Here is a 14,937-nt window from a genome sequence, read left to right on the forward strand (position 1 = left end):
GAGGCCGCGATGTCGAACGACGTTGTGACCGAACCGAAGCAGGCCGGCGACGAGGCGGAGGTCACCCGCGCCGCCGAGCCGGTGCGTAACCCGAAGACCGTCTCGATTCGCCTGTCCACGGTCGCGATCGCGGTCGCGGCGGTGGCGTTGGTCGGCGCGACCGCGGTCTTCGCCGCACTGTGGGCGTCCGCTCGTGGTGACCTCAGCGATCGGGACGCCGCCGCTGCCGCCGACCAGCACGCCGAGCAGGTCGCCACCGACTACGCACTCGGCGCCTCCACCATCAACTTCCAGGACGTCAACGCCTGGGTTGCCAAGCTCAAGGCCAACACCACCCCGCAGCTGGCCACCAAGTTCGACGCCACCGCGTCGAAGCTGCAGGACATCCTGGTTCCGCTGAAGTGGACCTCGACCTCGACCCCGATCACCGCCAAGGTGATGAACACCGACAACGGGATCTACAAGGTGAACGTCTTCCTGAACGTCACCTCGACCAGCGCCCAGACTCCCGAGGGCGCGCAGACCACGGTCACCTACACGGTCAACGTGGATCCGAACAACGGCTGGAAGGTCGCCGATGTCGGTGGGATGGCGGGCGCGCTGCCCAAGCAGTAACGCACTTCGTTGGCTCCGGTAGCACCGCACTATTAAATGAATAAAGCGGTGGCTATTTCCAGTAAATCGCCCTGACCTGCATAAATGCAATTTCATAAATTGACGATTGAGTCAGCAACCTTCGGGTAACGTGCCATGAAGAACGGCTTGTGCATTCGTACCGGTATTTCCCTGTCCAGCAGTGAAGGCGGTTTCGATGGCAACACCCGGCGGCAGTCACGACCCCGAAGCAGGTCGCGGATCCGGCAACAACCGCGCTCTGGTCATCGCGGCCGTGCTCGCCGCCGTCCTGGCGCTGGTGGTCGCGGCAAGTCTGCTGTTGCGGTCGAATGAGGACTCGAAGGACGACAACTCGCCGCCGCCGACAACCACCTCCAAGGCCAGAACGATCAGCTCGTCGCCCACCATCAGTCCCGGCCGGATGCCCGGACCGCCGCCGCCCACGCAGCTGAGTCCAGGTCCGGCGACACCGGTGGTTCCGGCGCAGCCCGCACGCAAGATCGGCGACGACTGCTCGGCGGGCGGCATAGTCGCGCAATGGGACCTGCGCGACGGCCAATGGGCGTGCATCCCGCAGGCGCAGGGACGGGCCGAACATCAGGTCGGCGAGGACTGTTCGCACGACGGCATCGTCGCCCAATGGGCACTGAGCCCGGACGGCCACTGGGTCTGCGTCCCGCAAGAGCAGGGCGGCGACGAACACCAGGTCGGCGAGGACTGTTCGCACGACGGCATCGTCGCCCAATGGTCGCTGACACCAGACGGCCGCTGGGTCTGCCTCCCGCAAGAGCAGGGCGGTACCACCGAACCCGTACCCACCACGCCCACCGCACCCGGCACGCCCTAGGCGTATCGACGCAGGGCAGCCCGTCAGGCTCCGGTGTCCGGTGCCGGTGCGAATGCCGCACCAGCCGCCATCAGCCTCTTCGCCAGCGCGCGACACCGCCTTCCGAGCTCTGGCGGGTCCAGCACTTCGAAGTCGTGGCCCAGCAGGACCATGTGCATGAGCACGATGTCGAGGCCGCTGTCGGCGCCGCTGACCACCTCGCAGAGCTCGCTGCCGCGCGGTTGTACGGCGGCCGCCGACGCCGGAATCTGCGCGCGCACCGTGTCGGCCGGCGCGCGCACCAGGAACCGCGCTCGGTGCGGGTAGACCCGGCTCGCCACACCTTCCTGCACATAGGTCGCCGCGGCGGGTGCGGGGCGCGGGCGAAACCGCCAGGTCCGTGCGGACACCTCGGTCATCCGGTCGACACGGAACGTGCGCCAGTCGTCGCGGTCGAGATCGTAGGCGAGCAGGTACCAGCGCCGGTCGGAGGCGACCAGCCGGTAGGGCTCGATCCGCCGCCGGCGCACCTCGCTTCCGGACGGGTAGTCGAAGTTGATTTCGACCTCGTCGCGGCAGGCTCTGGCCAGTGTCATGAGCACGTCGGCGTCGACCGGTGTCCGGCCGCCGTCGAAGGACTCCACCGAGTCGGCGAGCGCGCGCATCTCGTGCCGTAACCGGTTGGGCAGCACCCGGTCGAGCTTGGTCAGTGCCCGCAGTGCGGCGTCACCGGCGCCCGCGACCGCGCCACCCGCGCCGACCAGCAGTGCGACCGCGGTGACGATCGCCTCTTCGTCGTCGAGCAGTAGTGGCGGCAGCTCCTGTCCCGGCCCGAGCCGGTAACCACCGCCGACACCGTTGCTGGCTTGTACCGGATAGCCGAGCGTGCGCAGCCGTTCGACATCGCGCCGTACCGTGCGCGGCGTCACCCCGAGCCGGTCGGCGAGTTCGGGGCCGGTCCAGACCTGGCGCTGCTGCAACAGCCCGAGCAAGGTGAGCACCCGCTCGGTCGTGCCCCGCTCGTCGCCGTCCATGCCACCCATCCTGCCGCACAATAGCGGACCGATCCTGTCCGCTAGGGGTGCCAAGGTGGCCTCATGGATACAGACGAACTCGACTGGAACCGGACACTGCGCGAGCAGTGGGAGTTCCACTGGAACCATCAGTTGCGAGCCCGGCTCGACGGCCTCACCGACGACGAGTACTTCTGGTCGCCGGTGCCGGATGCCTGGAGTGTGCGCCCGCGCGGCAGCTCGACCGCACCCGTTCAGGCCGGTGCCGGAGACTTCACGATCGACTACGCCATCCCGGCGCCGGACCCCGCGCCCTTCACCACGATCGCCTGGCGGCTCGGCCACGTCATCGTCGGCGTGCTCGCCGCGCGCAACGCGGCGCACTTCGGCGCACCCGCGGCGTCCTACGAGAGCTGGGAATACGCCGGTAGCGCGGCCACCGCGCTCGACCAGCTCGAAGCCGAGCTCGATCGCTGGCTGACAGGGGTGCGCGGGCTCGGCGCCGCCGGACTCCGGGTCCCGGTCGGCCCGAAGGAGCCCTACCCCGACCTGCCCATGGCCGACCTGGTGCTGCACGTCCATCGCGAGCTGATCCACCACTTGGCCGAAGTCTGCCTGCTGCGCGACCTGTACCTGCACACCAAACCTGAGGCCCGCCAGGAGGGAACCGCATGACCACGAAGACGACGCACCTCGATCCTGCAGAACTGCATTACAACTCGGCCTTCACGCAGGGCGTGATCGCGCCCGCTGCCCGAACGCTCTATGTCGGTGGCCAACTCGGTACCGATGGCGCCGGAAATCTGCTCGACGGTATCGAGGCGCAAACCACGCAGGCGATGCGAAATGTGCTGACCGTGCTCGCTGCCGCGGGTACCGGTCCAGAGCATGTCGTCAAACTCAACATCTATCTCGTCAACGGAGTCGACGCGCAGGTGGGATACGCGGCGGCGCGGTCCGTGTGGGGCGATCACCGCACGGCCATCACGGTCGTTTCCACCGCCGCGCACGCTCGCCCGGGCGCGCTCGTCGAGATCGACGCAGTGGCGATCATTCCCGAATAGCGCCGGAGCACTGCCGAAGCCGAGGCCCGGGTCCCGGCTTCGGCAGGACGAAGCCGGGCCGAAAATCGATCGACACGGCTGAGATGCTCGACTCGTGACCGTCGTTCCGGAATTCTTCGCTACTCGTCTCACCAACCAGGAGGGCGCACCCGCCCGCGCCTGGCTCGACCGCCTGCCCGGCCTCGCGGCGCACTACGCCGACCGCTGGCAGCTCACCTTCGACGGTCCATCCATGCACGGTTACGGCGGGTTGGTACTGCCGGTCCGCCGGGCCGACGGCACCCCGGCCGTGCTCAAGCTGAACTATTTGACGCCCGAGACCAAGGATGAGCCGATTGCGCTGGCCGCGTGGCAGGGTGACGGTGCGGTGCTGCTGTTCGACAGCGACTCCGAAAACGGGGCACTACTGCTGGAGCGTTTGGCGGCTGGACGTTCCCTGGAAACCGAACCGATCGACGATGCCGTGCGGATCACCTGCGAACTGATGCGCAGGCTCGCAATTCCGGTGCCGCAAGGCATTTCCCGCAACTTGCGGACCGAATCAGCGGCCTGGGCCGAGGAATTGCCGCGGGAGTGGGAGCGGCTCGGCGCACCGTACCCGCGCAAGCTGCTGGACGCGGCCGTCGAGGTGTGCACCCAGCTCGGACCCAGCACGGACCAGCTCCTGGTCAACGAGGACCTGCATTTCGAGAACGTGCTTGCCGGAGAACGCGAGCCGTGGCTGGTCATCGACCCCCAGCCGTTGGCAGGTGATCTCGAATTCACCACGCTGTCGCTGCTGTGGAGCCGCCGCACCGAATCCGCCCTCGACGACCGCTTCGCCGCCGTCGTCGACATCGCCGGACTCGACGCCGATCGGGCTCGCGCGTGGACCCTCGTACAGTGCGCGCGAAACTGGCTGTGGTTCGCCGAGGAGGAGGAGTGTGACGACCCCGGCTACCCGTCCGTCCAGGAGATCGGTCCGTGGGCATTGCGTTGAAACCGATTGCTGCCCGAGTCGAATTGACCGTAACTTTCGGCGTCTCGGGCTCGACGGTGAATGTTCACGCATGCGCGGTCTTGCCACCGTCGATGACGAGCTGGGCTCCGGTGAGATACGGGTGCTCCGGCGAAGCGAGGGTGAGCGCGAAGGCCGCGATCTCCGCGGCGGTCGCGAGTCGGCCGAGTCCCGGAACATTGCTGCCCGCCCACTGTTTCATCAGTACCCGCCACGCGTCATCGGGAATGTGCTCCATGCCCGCTGCTCGGCGCACCAACTCGGTGTCGGTGGTGCCGGGAACGAGTGCGTTGACCCGAATCCCGTCCGCCGCATAGTCGAGCGCCGCCGACTGGACCAAGCCGACAAGCCCGCGCTTGCTGGCGGTGTACGCACCGCGACCCGCGTCCGTGGCGAGTGCGTTACTCGACGAGGTGACCACGATGGTGCCCCCGCCACTGCGAAGCATGTGCGGCACTTGATATTTGATGGAGAGGAAGGTTCCGCGCAAGTTGGTGTTCAGGACCTGATCGAACTCGGCGGTGCTGTACTCGTGCAGCTTCTTCTGAATGGTGATGCCCGCGTTGTTGAATGCGACATGCAGTCCGTCATAGGTTTTCACCGCCGTATCGATGAAATTCCGGACGTCGTCCTCGACCAGGACATCCGCGCGAATGTAGGTCGCCTCACCGCCTGCCGCCCTGATCTCGCGCTCCACCGCGCGGCCGCGGTCCTCCCTGCGTCCACAGAACGCGACCCGCCCACCCTCGGCGGCGAACAATCGCGCCGCCGCCGCACCGATCCCCGAGGTCGCCCCGGTGATCACCACGGTCTTGTCCGCGAACCGCCGCAAAGCCGTCGGCTCGAACCGCGGCGGATTCGAATTCGCGCCCAGCGCAACACCTCCGGCCAGACCCGCACCCACACCGACCGCGAGCCCGGACGCGGCAGCCATGGTGCCGAGCAGTCGCCTGCGGCTCGGCTTCGCTGCCTGCGGCGCGCTGTCCCCGGCCGCTGTGGCCCGGGGATCAGGTTGCTCGCCAGCATCGGACACCAGCACCGAGTCGTCTTCGTTCGTCATGTCACAACCCTCGCGAGAACCGTGCTCCGGTAAATCCGCCTGCCGGTCCGAATCGTCGGACATGCGGCGGACGCCGGTCCGTCCAGCGAAGGAGAGGTGGTCGGCTCGGCTCGCGCCCGCCCAGGCCGCGAGGCGGACGCATGCGCCGTTCCGGGTCCTCCTCGAGGATGAGGCTGCTCCTCCGCTGGGCGGAACCGGACGACGCGGGCGCACGGCATGATGGTGCCGTGGTGAGTTCGGCCGGGGTGACGCGTGGCGTGGAGTCCTGGCTCGACGTGCGGTTCTTGCCGGTGCGGATGTTGGTGCTGGTGCTCTCGGCGGTGGGTTGCCTGCTGTTCCTGACCGATTCGCCGAGCGTCCTGGACTGGACGATCGGGATGCTCGCGGTGCTGGTCACCGCCGGTGGGGTGGGGCGGCCGTTCGCCACGTCGCTCGTGGTGAGCGGTCTGCTGCTGCTCGGTTTCGAGATCGGCGATACCGGACCAATGGTGGCCAAGGTCGCTGCCGCGATCGCATTGATCGAGTTGTCGGCCCGCCGGTCCGGCTGGCAGCCGTGGCTCGCCGCCTGCGCGGTGGCCGCCGCCTATTTCCTGCATCCCAGCGGCGACCTCGCCGCGAACGGCTATCGAGCGGTGGTGATGGCGGGCGCGCCGCTGCTGGTCGGCGCCCTGCTGCGCGCGGCACGCGAGAGCGCCGACCACGCGCGACAACAGGCCCACGAGATCGCACAGCGCCGCGACGCCGAAGTGGCGGCCGCCCGCGCCGTCGAACGAACAGCCATCGCCAGGGAATTACACGATCTGATCGCCCACCACGTGTCCTCGACGGTGCTGCGTGTCGGTGTCGCCCGCCATGCCATGCCCGACGCGCCACCCGGGGCCAGGCAAGTCCTCGACGACATCCACGCCAGCGGCAAGGAAACCCTCGCCGACCTGCGCAGGCTGGTCGCCATCCTGCGTGATCCCGTGATGACCGGCGACTCCTTCATCGCGCCCGCCGACCTGCCCAGCGCGCTCACGGCCGTGCTGGATCGCGCACGGCGATCGGGCATCACCGTCGACGCCGAGGTGACCGAGCAGGTCACCGATGTCGATGCGGTACTTGCGCTTACGCTGTTGCGACTCACCCAGGAGGGCATCTCGAACATCGCGAAACATGCTGGGCCGGGCACAACGGCGAAATTGACCATCGCCATGCGGGACAGCGAAATTCAGTTCACGTTGCGCGACACAGGGTCGAACTCGAACCCGCGCAATGGGCTGCTCGAAGCGCGCGACAAGCCCTCGGCCGCAACGCCGTTCGCCGCGGACGGGCACGGCCTCGGCTTGATCGGACTGCGCGAGCGCGTCGAACTGCTCGGCGGCGAGTTCTCCGCCACCGAGGTCGGGTCGGAATGGCAACTGGCAGCGCGTCTTCCGACCGGCCGACCGGTGCCGTCATGACGATCCGCGTCTTCATCGTCGATGATCAGCACCTGGTCCGCGCCGGTCTGCGCATGCTCTGCGAGACCGACGACGGCTTGGCGGTAGTGGGGGAGGCCGCCACCGGCAGCGACGCCGTGCGGCTCGCCGAGCAACTGACCCCCGATGTCGTCCTGATGGATCTGCGCATGCCGGGGATGGACGGAATCCGCGCCACCGCGGCCATTCTCGCGGCCAGACCGGCGACCCGTGTGGTCGCGCTGACCACATTCGACGACGATGACCACCTCTACCCGGCACTCGCGGCCGGTGCCTGCGGCTTCCTGGTCAAGGACGCCTCGCCCGCCGATCTGCTGCACGGCATCCACCGCGCCGCCGTGGGTGACCACCCGTTCTCGCCCGATGTCCTACGCCGTGTGGTCGATTCCGCCCTGGCCGCACGCACCAACCCGCCTGCGGCCGAAGCTGTCGTGCCCCCGGGCCTGACGGCTCGCGAACTCGAAGTACTCGCCCTCGTCACCGAGGGCCTCGCCAACGCCGAAATCGCGCAGCGCCTACACCTCGGGATCACCACCGTCAAAACCCACGTCACCAACCTGATGGCAAAAACCGGCGCCGCCAACCGCGTCCAGCTCGCGGTCCTCGGCACCCGGCCCCGGTGACGCCCGGCGACCGCCCCGCGTACGAACCATCAGCCCGCGCACGAACCATCGCCCGCGCGCAGAATTGCTGGCGATTTCATGCGCGGCAACGCAACTCGTGCGCGGCAGTACGGTCAGCGGGGGTGTTGGGCGGCGTAGGTGGCGCGTTCCTGGGCGCGGCGGTGGGTGCGTTCGGGGTTTTCGAGATCCGCGGGGAGGCCATGTTCGGCGAGGCGGTGGGCCCTGTTCATCGGCATGAACGCGGTTGTGTAGAACAGGGCGAGGAGAAAGGCGAGCAGCACCATCGAGCCGCGTAACCACAGTTCGCCGGGGAAGAGTAGGAAGGCCGCGAACAGCGGGGTGAACGGGATCAGGCCGCGCAGGAGGTGGCGGGCGGTGGCGTGCTTTCCGGTGAGGTCGTTGCGCACCCAGTCGGTCATCGAATCGGGCAGGCGGCGCCCGAAGACGTAGCCGATCCACTGGATCGGATTGGGCCGTCGCCGTTCTCTGGACATGCGTGGGCTCCTAACTGGGTGGGCTCAGGCGAGCACGGATCGACGTGCGGCCTCGTTGACGCGGGTGAGGACTTCGCGCAGCTCCTCGAGATCGGCCAGCGTGACGCCGAGCCGCTCGACCACCGCGGGCGGGATCCGCACGGCCTGCTCGCGCATCGCGGCACCGGCCGAGGTCAGGTTCACCACCAGGTTCCGCTCGTCGCGGCTGTCCCGCACGCGCGTGATCAGTCCGGCGCTCTCCAGCCGCTTGAGCAGCGGCGAGAGCGTCGGCGAGTCCAGCTGGATCGCCTCGGCGATCGCCTTGACCGACATCGGCGCCTCACCCCACAGTGCGAGCATCACCAGGTATTGCGGATGGGTGAGCCCGAGCGGTTCGAGCAGTGGCCGGTAGACGGCGAGCACCGCGCGATTGGCCACCGCCAAGGCGAAGCACACCTGCCGGTCGAGCTGTAGCGGATCGTCCATCAGTCCTCCCGTCGACTGCCGTCCAGGTTAACGCACGAACAGTTAATGCATTAACTATGTGGGCGACATCTCGTCGGAGAAGCGTGGTTCCGGCGTGGGTGGTCGTTAGTTTGAGACACATGCAGAACGACGCCGGTCGCATCCACGAGCTCGACGCTGTACGCGGATTCGCCCTGTGCGGGATTCTGGTCGTCAACATCTGGCAGCTCACCGACATGACCGCGGTGAAAGCGCCGGGCGAGATGGTTCCGCTGCGGCACGTGCTCTCGGTGTTGTTCGAGGGTCGGTTCTTTCCGATCTTCTCCTTCCTCTTCGGGCTGAGCTTCGCACTGTTCCTGGATGGAGCGGCGCGCCGCTCCGAGCACCCGCGACTGGTCTTGCTCCGGCGGCTGGTAGCGCTCGGGGTGCTCGGGTTCGTCCATCACCAGTTCCAGCCGGGTGAAGCGCTGTTGCCGTACGCGATAGTCGGATTGGTGATCCTGTTGCCCGCCACGAGTCTGCCGCGCTGGGCGGTGCTGATCGCCGGACTCGCGACGACCGGTGTCGGGTTGGCACTCGGCGGCGGGTTCGGCCTGGTGCCCGGCCTGTTCCTACTCGGCCTGGCGACCGCCCGCTACGGCATCGCCGAGACGCTCGACGAGCGCGCCTGGCAGATCACCGCGGTCTTCGCCCTCGCCCTACCCGCCGCGGTGGTGACGGCCATCTGGGAATTCCGCACGCCCTACCTCGACCTGCTCGCCAGCAGCGCCCCACCGGTCGCCGGTCTGCTCGGCGCCCTCGCCTACCTGACCGGCATGCTGCTGGTCCTGCGCACCGAAACCGGCGCGATACTCGCGGAGGCGCTGGCGCCCCTAGGCCGAATGGCGCTGACCAATTACATCTCCGCAACAGCCTTGGTCCTGATCGCCGAGCCACGACTCGCCCTGTCCGGTTCCGACAAGTACGGCGCGCTACTCGCCCTGGCCGCCGCCATCATCGCCCTCCAGGCGACCGTCAGCTGGTGCTGGCTGAAAGTATTCCGATACGGCCCCCTCGAATGGCTCTGGCGCTGTGTCACCTGGTGGGAGCTGGTCCCCGCGCGGCGGGCGAGGAACTCGCGCGCCGCATCGCAGACTGGGCGGTCATGGACCAGTTAGTGCTGATGTTCGTCATTCTGTTCGCGGCGATTTTCGCCGAACCGCTCGGTAAGCGGCTCGGGGTCGCGTCGGCGGTGCTGATGACGGTGTTCGGCTGTGTGGTGGCGTTGGTTCCGTTCGCGCCGCGTATCAATATTCCGCCGGACCTGATTCTGCCGTTGGTGCTGCCGCCCCTGTTGTACGCGGCGGCGCGACGTACCTCGTGGCGGCAGTTCGCGGAGAACTGGCTGTTGATCGCTCTGCGTGCGGTCGGCCTGGTCGCGGCGACGGCCGCCGCGGTGGCCGCTGTCTTCCATGCCTGGTATCCGGCACTGCCGCTCGCCGCTGCCGTCGCGCTCGGCGCTTTGGTCGCACCACCGGATCCGGTGGCGGCCACCGCGCTGGCGGGCCGACTCGGGCTGCCCCGCCGCCTGGTGGTGGTGCTGGGTGGGGAGGGTCTTTTCAACGATGTCACCGCCATCGTCATCTACGGTGTCGCGATTCAGGCCGTGGTCACCGGCCGGTTCTCCACGCCGCACGCGGCGGCGGAGTTCGTGATCTCCGCGGTGGTCGCGATCGCCGTCGGGCTGGTACTGGGGTGGGCGGGGAGCAGGCTGACCAACTACCTCGCGGAGGCGACCTGGCAGGTGGCGCTGAGTCTGCTGCTGCCGTTCGCCGCCTACGGACTCGCCGAGGCGTGGCACGGCTCCGGCGTGCTCGCCGTGCTGGTCTGCGCGTTGTATCTGACCGATGCCGTCACCGAATTCGGCGACTCGGACTACCGGCTGGTCGGCGCCGCGTTCTGGGACATCATCGAAATGCTGTTGAGCGGCTTCGCTTTCGGCCTCATCGGTCTGGAGCTCGGCGCGGTACTGGACGCCACCGGCGACGACTGGCCGCGGCTGCTCGGCGGTGCGGCCGCCGTGGTCGCGGCCGTGGTCGGGCTACGCCTGATCTGGCTGATGGCCACCTGGGCGATCGGGCAGACCTGGTGGCGCAGGTCGCGCGCCGACGAGCCCTATACCTGGCGAGAGACCATCGTCACCTGGTGGGCGGGCATGCGCGGCGTCGCGACCGTCGCACTGGCACTGGCCATTCCGTTCGTCACCGACGCGGGCGCAGCCTTTCCCGGCCGCACCGAAATCCTGTTCACGGCCTTCGTCGTCGTGCTGTTCACCCTGTTGCTACAGGGAACGACACTGCCGTTGGTTGTCCGGCTCACCGGTGTGCATGCCGACACCCAGCGGGAGCGCGAACTCGAACGGCAGCTGTGGGAGCGCGTCATCAAGGCGGAGCTGGCGCGGTTGAAAGAGATCGCCGCAGCCGAACAGCTACCCGACGAGTTGTACGAACGCCTCCGCGACGGCCTCCGGCAACGGATGGCGCGGGCCGACCCGCAGGCCGCCGACGCGGACGCCGAGTCCGAAGCCGCTCGAAACCTGAAGTTGGCCAAGAAGTTACGCGACGTCCGGGAGGACGTCGTCGAAGCGGGCCGCCGCGAAGCGCTCGCCGCCCGCCGAGAGCCCGGTATGCCCCCGGACCTGGTCGACCGAGTGACCAGGCGACTGGACCTCGGTCGACGTTGAACCCGAATCGGCTACCCGGGCAACAAGTTTCAGCTAGCCGCCACGCCGGTATCGCGGATCGCCTCGAGCACTTCGTTATAGGTCAGCGAGGTGTTCACGATGGCACTCTCGGACGCCACATCGATGTCGACGGAATCGACACCGTTGACGCCGCGCAGTTGTGACTCGATGGCGGAGGCGGACTCGCGGGTAACGTTGGGCAAAGTGATGGTGTACGAACTCATGTACACCGAATAGACCGAATCGACGAGCGCAAACGCCGTCGAGCAGTCGAGTTCGATCTCCTACGTTTGGTTGTCGTGTCCCCGGGAATAGCTGGGGTGTCATACAACTCGACGCAACAGGATTGTCATGATCATCATCATCGGGCTTGTCGTCTTGATCGCAGCAGTGATCATCGGAGTCGCCGGCGTGGTGGCGAACAACGGCGAAGCCAATTTCCTACCAAGTGATTTCGCCGTCTTCGACTACCACTTCCACGGTTCCAGTGGTTTGCTGTTCGGCTACGGCATCGCCCTGGGCGCCATCGGCACGCTGGGCTTGGCCCTGCTGCTGACCGGTGTCTGGCGTGTCTCCCGCCGAAACATGGCGGCACGTCGCGAGCTCAGGCAATCCCGCCGCGAAATGGCGGCGGTACGGCGCGATCTAGCGGACGGCGCCCCGCCGGTCCGTTCGGAGCCCGCACCGCAGCCGCACCGCGAGCCCGTCTGGAGTCGATTCGTGCGCCGCCCGGCCACGGCTCCCGTCGGTGACACTTCGCGCGCCGACAGCACGCCCCGCGTGCAGGCGCCGACGTCGAAATAATCATAGAGAAAAGGAAATACAACCATGATTATTCTCGGACTTGTCCTCCTCATCGCGGGGTGGCTGCTCGGAATCGGATTACTCACCACCGCGGGCATCATCATCCTCATCGTCGGCCTCGTGCTGATGATCGCGGGTTCGGTCGGCCGCCCCGTCGGTGGCAGGCGTTGGTATTACTAGGGATCGACGATGAACAAATTCGAAGACCGGATCGCGCACCAGGTGCAAGCCGCACGGGGCAATGTCAAACGGATTCTCGGTCGTTCGTCGGGAGACCGTCGAATGGAGGCCGAAGGACGTCGAGAACAGACTCGCGGCAACCTCGAGCGAGCTGCAGATAAATTGAGGGCGGCGTTCAAACGGTAACCCTGTTCGAACGCCGACCCAGTAACCGATATCAGCCGAGGGGCGCGCCCCTCGGCTGATATCGGCTGTAACCACGTTAATGGGGGACCGGCGGTGGCGACCCCGGTCGGCTGCGCAACGGCGCGGCATCCGCGAGCAATGCGCACACCTGCGCCTCGGTGACTTCCTCGAAGTGCTGGTACCACTGCCTAACCGAATGGAACAACTCCGGCGTCTCTATGCATACGACATTGTCGGCTGAGGCGCCGAGCGCGCGGACCGGCAGGCACGAGCCGACCGGCGCCGCGTACACCACCCGCGCCGCGCCCTGCCTGCGGACAATCGCGCAGGCCGCGTGTGCCGTGGCGCCGGTGGCGACCCCGTCGTCGACGATCACCGCGGTGCGGCCGGACAGCGGGACCCGAGGGAATTCCTTGCGATAGCGGGCGAGGCTGCGAGACAACTCATCTCGCGCCTCGAGCGTTACCCGCTTGCGTTCGGCGGTGGAGACGAAGGCGCGACCCATCAAGTCCTTGTCGACAACGGTTACGCCATACTCGCCGATGGCGCCGAACACCATTTCGCGCTGATAGGGCACGCGCAACTTGCGCACGACGATGACGTCGAGTGGAACATGAAGCGCTCGGGCTACCTCGTCGGCGACCGGAACGCCACCGCGCGGCACGCCGAGTACGACAACATCCTGATCACGAAAGGCCGATAAACGTCCAACGAGTCGTCGACCGGCGTCACGACGATCGCGAAAGGGCATGCTCGTCCTCCTGAATGTGGGGTGCAGGGGAAGCGAGCCGCGCTACGGGACTCGGGAAGGTCTTCGTAGATTACACGTAGCGAACCGTCAGCGACCGCGGGTTATTCGTGATGGCTCGTTGAAATGTGGCTGCTCCTCCGGCTCGGCCCCGGTCCACGTCCGGATGGTCTCGCGGGCCAAGTCGATGATCTTCATATTGCGGCGCTGGGACGCCTTGCGGAGCAGGTCGAATGCCGCATCGCGATCACAGCGTCGCTGCCCCATCAGAATGCCGAGCGCCTGATCGATCATCGTTCGTGACGCCAGCGCGGCCCGTAATTGGTCGGTCAGGTCGGCTTGACGCGTCGCGGCGAACACGGCTGTCAGCAGAACGCCGGTGTGCTCGCCGGTCAGGTTGATCGCGCGCTGCGACGGTTCATCGAAGCCGTAGGGGAGGCGCGCGTAGAGGTTCAGTGCGCCGACCGGCTCGCCCTCGGCCAACAGCGGTTGCGCGTAGACCGAGTGGATGCCGTGGGCGAGAGCCCGCGCCGGATAGTCGCCCCATCGTTGTTCGTGTGTCAGATCAGGCGCGGACACCGGCTGCCCGGTTTCCATGGCCGCCAAGCACGGCCCGTGCCGCTGGTTGTACTGGGCCTCATCGACCACGATGACCTCGGTCCCGGTCGCCGCGACGGTGACCGGCTCCCCGGCGAGCCGCATGGTGACGCCGACCATCGGCCGACCGGGCAGCATCCGGGACACGATCTCGGTCATGGCATGCAGTGACGCCCCGATGTCGTTGGCGGACAACAGCAATGCCGTCAGCTCGGCCATCCCGGTGGCCAGTTCGTCGCTCGTGCTCGTCTGTTCCGGCATCGCGGAACCACCTCCGTTGGATACCTGCTGCATACCCGGGACGGCGGGGCCGGAAACGACCCGGGGCGGATCAGATCCCGGCGACGCCCGCGAGTTGCCCGATGCCGTAGGTCACCGCCATGGCCAAGGCGCCGCCGACCATCACCCGCAGCACCGCACGGCCACGGGCGCTGCCGCCGAGCCGGGCACTGACCGAGCCGGTGACCGCGAGCGCGACGAGCACGGCGGCGAAGGTGACCGGGATGCGGGCCGGAACCGGCGGCAGCAGGATGGCCAGCAGCGGCAGCAATGCGCCGAGGGTGAACGACACCGCGGAGGAGAACGCGGCCTGCCACGGATTCGTCAATTCGTCCGGCTTGAGCCCGAGTTCGGCTTCGGCGTGCGCGGTGAACGCATCGTGCGCGGTGAGCTCCTCGGCCACCTTGCGTGCCGTCGCCGCGGACAAGCCCTTGGACTGGTAGATGCCCGCCAGTTCGTTCAGCTCGTACTCCGGTTCCTCGCGCAATTCCTTGCGTTCTTTCGCGAGCAGCGCCCGTTCGGAGTCGCGCTGGGTGCTGACCGACACGTATTCGCCGACCGCCATCGAGATCGCGCCCGCCGACAGCCCCGCGATGCCCGCGGTGAAGATGGCCCCGGTGCTGGTCGTCGCCGCGGCGACGCCGACGACGAGACCGGCGGTGGACACGATGCCGTCGTTCGCGCCGAGCACCCCGGCGCGCAACCAGTTCAGCTTGGACGCCAGCCCTTCGGCGTGGGGCTCGTGCGGGTGCGCGCCCGCGGTGGGTTCGCTGGTCGTTTCGTCCATGAGGCGAAGACTAGGCGAAGTTCGTGCAGGTGACCGGT

The 14,937-nt window shown here is 67.6% G+C and carries 20 protein-coding genes; 12 read left to right on the top strand and 8 right to left on the bottom strand.

What is annotated here, in order from left to right; genetic code table 11:
• Positions 1-9 precede the first annotated feature (9 nt).
• Positions 10-615, top strand: coding sequence for a hypothetical protein (locus tag ACFK0J_RS07715; protein WP_378737861.1), 606 nt, complete (start codon positions 10-12; stop codon positions 613-615).
• A 196-nt stretch (positions 616-811) separates the two neighbouring features.
• On the top strand, positions 812-1,462 hold the full coding sequence (locus ACFK0J_RS07720) for a hypothetical protein (protein ID WP_378737863.1): 651 nt from the start codon (positions 812-814) through the stop codon (positions 1,460-1,462).
• Positions 1,463-1,485: 23 nt separating this feature from the next.
• On the opposite strand, the gene ACFK0J_RS07725 is transcribed toward ACFK0J_RS07720, so the two are convergent.
• Positions 1,486-2,475, bottom strand: coding sequence for a helix-turn-helix transcriptional regulator (locus ACFK0J_RS07725; protein WP_378737865.1), 990 nt, complete (start codon positions 2,473-2,475; stop codon positions 1,486-1,488).
• Positions 2,476-2,538: 63 nt separating this feature from the next.
• Here ACFK0J_RS07725 and ACFK0J_RS07730 point away from each other — a divergent pair, with 63 nt between their 5' ends.
• From ACFK0J_RS07730 to ACFK0J_RS07740, 3 genes are all read left to right on the top strand, one after another.
• Entirely contained in the window at positions 2,539-3,129 is a 591-nt protein-coding gene (locus ACFK0J_RS07730) for a DinB family protein (protein WP_378737867.1), read from the top strand.
• Positions 3,126-3,518 (top strand): RidA family protein, encoded by a 393-nt coding sequence (locus ACFK0J_RS07735; protein ID WP_378737869.1) that lies wholly within the window; start codon positions 3,126-3,128, stop codon positions 3,516-3,518. Before ACFK0J_RS07730 ends, ACFK0J_RS07735 begins: the two co-directional genes overlap by 4 nt.
• Positions 3,519-3,612: 94 nt before the next feature.
• Positions 3,613-4,497: an aminoglycoside phosphotransferase family protein gene (locus tag ACFK0J_RS07740; RefSeq protein ID WP_378737871.1), complete on the top strand. Its 885-nt coding sequence runs from the start codon at positions 3,613-3,615 to the stop codon at positions 4,495-4,497.
• 64 nt (positions 4,498-4,561) lie between these two features.
• Here the strand turns inward: ACFK0J_RS07740 and ACFK0J_RS07745 are convergent, their stop codons facing one another.
• Positions 4,562-5,575: an SDR family NAD(P)-dependent oxidoreductase gene (locus tag ACFK0J_RS07745; protein WP_378737873.1), complete on the bottom strand. Its 1,014-nt coding sequence runs from the start codon at positions 5,573-5,575 to the stop codon at positions 4,562-4,564.
• A gap of 167 nt (positions 5,576-5,742) precedes the next feature.
• On the opposite strand from ACFK0J_RS07745, the gene ACFK0J_RS07750 reads away from it, so the two are divergent.
• Positions 5,743-7,017 (top strand): sensor histidine kinase, encoded by a 1,275-nt coding sequence (locus tag ACFK0J_RS07750; protein ID WP_378737875.1) that lies wholly within the window; start codon positions 5,743-5,745, stop codon positions 7,015-7,017.
• A complete protein-coding gene (locus ACFK0J_RS07755; protein ID WP_378737877.1) occupies positions 7,014-7,658 on the top strand; it encodes a response regulator in 645 nt (214 codons plus the stop codon). Before ACFK0J_RS07750 ends, ACFK0J_RS07755 begins: the two co-directional genes overlap by 4 nt.
• A 113-nt stretch (positions 7,659-7,771) precedes the next feature.
• On the opposite strand, the gene ACFK0J_RS07760 is transcribed toward ACFK0J_RS07755, so the two are convergent.
• Positions 7,772-8,152 carry a DUF5313 family protein gene (locus ACFK0J_RS07760; protein ID WP_378737879.1) on the bottom strand — a complete coding sequence of 127 codons (381 nt, stop codon included), beginning with the start codon at positions 8,150-8,152 and terminating at the stop codon, positions 7,772-7,774.
• A 24-nt stretch (positions 8,153-8,176) separates the two neighbouring features.
• Positions 8,177-8,617: a MarR family winged helix-turn-helix transcriptional regulator gene (locus ACFK0J_RS07765; RefSeq protein WP_378737881.1), complete on the bottom strand. Its 441-nt coding sequence runs from the start codon at positions 8,615-8,617 to the stop codon at positions 8,177-8,179.
• Positions 8,618-8,736: 119 nt separating this feature from the next.
• Between ACFK0J_RS07765 and ACFK0J_RS07770 the strand changes: the two genes are divergently transcribed.
• Both ACFK0J_RS07770 and ACFK0J_RS07775 read left to right on the top strand, forming a co-directional pair.
• Positions 8,737-9,753 carry a DUF418 domain-containing protein gene (locus ACFK0J_RS07770; RefSeq protein WP_378737883.1) on the top strand — a complete coding sequence of 339 codons (1,017 nt, stop codon included), beginning with the start codon at positions 8,737-8,739 and terminating at the stop codon, positions 9,751-9,753.
• Positions 9,741-11,318, top strand: coding sequence for a Na+/H+ antiporter (locus ACFK0J_RS07775; RefSeq protein ID WP_378737885.1), 1,578 nt, complete (start codon positions 9,741-9,743; stop codon positions 11,316-11,318). Before ACFK0J_RS07770 ends, ACFK0J_RS07775 begins: the two co-directional genes overlap by 13 nt.
• Before the next feature lie 29 nt (positions 11,319-11,347).
• Here the strand turns inward: ACFK0J_RS07775 and ACFK0J_RS07780 are convergent, their stop codons facing one another.
• A complete protein-coding gene (locus tag ACFK0J_RS07780; protein ID WP_378737887.1) occupies positions 11,348-11,542 on the bottom strand; it encodes a heavy metal-associated domain-containing protein in 195 nt (64 codons plus the stop codon).
• Positions 11,543-11,669: 127 nt separating this feature from the next.
• On the opposite strand from ACFK0J_RS07780, the gene ACFK0J_RS07785 reads away from it, so the two are divergent.
• The 3 genes from ACFK0J_RS07785 to ACFK0J_RS07795 are packed head-to-tail and all read left to right on the top strand — an operon-like array spanning position 11,670 to position 12,488.
• Positions 11,670-12,122, top strand: coding sequence for a hypothetical protein (locus ACFK0J_RS07785; RefSeq protein WP_378737889.1), 453 nt, complete (start codon positions 11,670-11,672; stop codon positions 12,120-12,122).
• Between the two features lie 24 nt (positions 12,123-12,146).
• The gene (locus ACFK0J_RS07790) at positions 12,147-12,302 is read left to right on the top strand and encodes a DUF6131 family protein (RefSeq protein ID WP_167768950.1); all 156 of its coding nucleotides are present in this window, start codon (positions 12,147-12,149) and stop codon (positions 12,300-12,302) included.
• Positions 12,303-12,311: 9 nt separating this feature from the next.
• Complete coding sequence (locus ACFK0J_RS07795) at positions 12,312-12,488, top strand: CsbD family protein (protein ID WP_378737891.1); 177 nt, start codon at positions 12,312-12,314, stop codon at positions 12,486-12,488.
• Positions 12,489-12,564: 76 nt separating this feature from the next.
• Here ACFK0J_RS07795 and ACFK0J_RS07800 read toward each other — a convergent pair whose 3' ends face one another.
• The 3 genes from ACFK0J_RS07800 to ACFK0J_RS07810 form a co-directional block, all read right to left on the bottom strand.
• Positions 12,565-13,239: a phosphoribosyltransferase gene (locus ACFK0J_RS07800; protein ID WP_378737893.1), complete on the bottom strand. Its 675-nt coding sequence runs from the start codon at positions 13,237-13,239 to the stop codon at positions 12,565-12,567.
• An 87-nt stretch (positions 13,240-13,326) separates the two neighbouring features.
• On the bottom strand, positions 13,327-14,094 hold the full coding sequence (locus ACFK0J_RS07805) for a GAF and ANTAR domain-containing protein (protein WP_378737895.1): 768 nt from the start codon (positions 14,092-14,094) through the stop codon (positions 13,327-13,329).
• Between the two features lie 70 nt (positions 14,095-14,164).
• Entirely contained in the window at positions 14,165-14,899 is a 735-nt protein-coding gene (locus ACFK0J_RS07810) for a VIT family protein (protein ID WP_378737897.1), read from the bottom strand.
• Between the last annotated feature and the right edge of the window lie 38 nt (positions 14,900-14,937).

This window comes from Nocardia brasiliensis, from assembly GCF_042691675.1.
GTDB lineage: Bacteria > Actinomycetota > Actinomycetes > Mycobacteriales > Mycobacteriaceae > Nocardia > Nocardia brasiliensis_D.